Origin of the sequence: Rothia sp. (in: high G+C Gram-positive bacteria) (assembly GCF_030540545.1) — a bacterium.
Taxonomy (GTDB): domain Bacteria; phylum Actinomycetota; class Actinomycetes; order Actinomycetales; family Micrococcaceae; genus Rothia.
The window spans coordinates 1-1171 of record NZ_JAUNVZ010000086.1; the positions used below are offsets into that span (position 1 = coordinate 1).

The 1171-nt window shown below is 59.7% G+C and carries 2 pseudogenes; both read left to right on the forward strand.

Annotated features, from left to right (window positions below):
* A pseudogene (locus Q4P78_RS09105) lies at positions 1 to 378 on the forward strand (fibrinogen); the annotation flags it as partial.
* 193 nt (positions 379 to 571) lie between these two features.
* Positions 572 to 1171: pseudogene (locus Q4P78_RS09110) on the forward strand (hypothetical protein); the annotation flags it as partial.

Consider the following 1171-nt stretch of genomic DNA (forward strand, 5'->3'; position numbering starts at 1 on the left):
GGTGCCCGCGGCTTTGGCGTGTGGGAGTCCTTCGTGGATTCCCGCGGTAACCTGTGGGTTGGCGGCGATATTAACCGCTCCCTAGGCGAGAAAGGCGAGCAGCGTACCGTCGGCTTCGCACGTTACGCACCGCGCGATGTGACTCCTCCCGCAGCCCCCTCGGGCTTGAGGGCACAGCGTTCGGGCAATAACGACAAGCTCAGCTGGTCGGGCGCCGAGCAGGGTGCACGCTACCAGGTGATCCGTAACGGCCGCGTCATTGCGACCGTGACGGGCACCAACTACTCGGTAGCACACCAGGATGGCGCACGTTACTCTGTGCGTGCAGTTGACGCCTCGGATAACTACTCGGCTGGTAGCCCTGAAGCCCGCGTCTAATCAGGGTTCACGCGCCACTGTGCGCCAGTAAGATTGCCCCGCCCGTCGCTTTGGCGGGCGGGGTGGTTTTTACCGTCGGCGACACCCATACAGCTGTGTTAGGCTGAGGGCATCCGCCGCATAATTTCATAATGTATTCACTCACTAGGCGCCCCGTCAGGGCGTTATCCCAGTCACCGATGTAAGGTTTACTATGCCCACCACAAATCTATCCGCTCGCCGTGCACTCACCAGTGTGCTTGTATCTGGTTCACTTCTGCTTGCGTTGGCGGCGTGCTCCAACACAGACAATAACAACAATGAGGCGCAGAGCTCTTCGTCCTCAGCCAGTGCCAGCACCTCCAGCTCATCGTCAGCCGCTTCAACGTCTCAGAGCCCTTCGCAGTCTCCTACCGAGTCCACTACTACTACGTCGGCGGAGCCTACCCCGTCGGCAGAGCCGGAAGATAACGGACCCAAGCCGGACGAGAACTATGCAGGCGCTGAGAAGGTTAAGGATGCCCCCACCGTTGCGGCTGATTCCCCTGAGGTGAAAGAGCTCGATAATCTGCGTTCCTCCTACGAAAATACCCTCGCGAAGGTAAAACCTGCCCCTGAGCCGCAGCGGCAGCGGGGCGATGAAGAGGGCAGTAATGATGAGAACGGCAAGAAGGAACAGGCCCGCCAGGCCCTTGATGACGACACCATTAAAGCCATTGAAGAGATGTCTACTGGTGCTGCTGCTGGCGAGTACACCTCCTCAGCTGCCGAGCATGCAATGACCGGCACGCACACCGAAGGCACGAGTACTGTG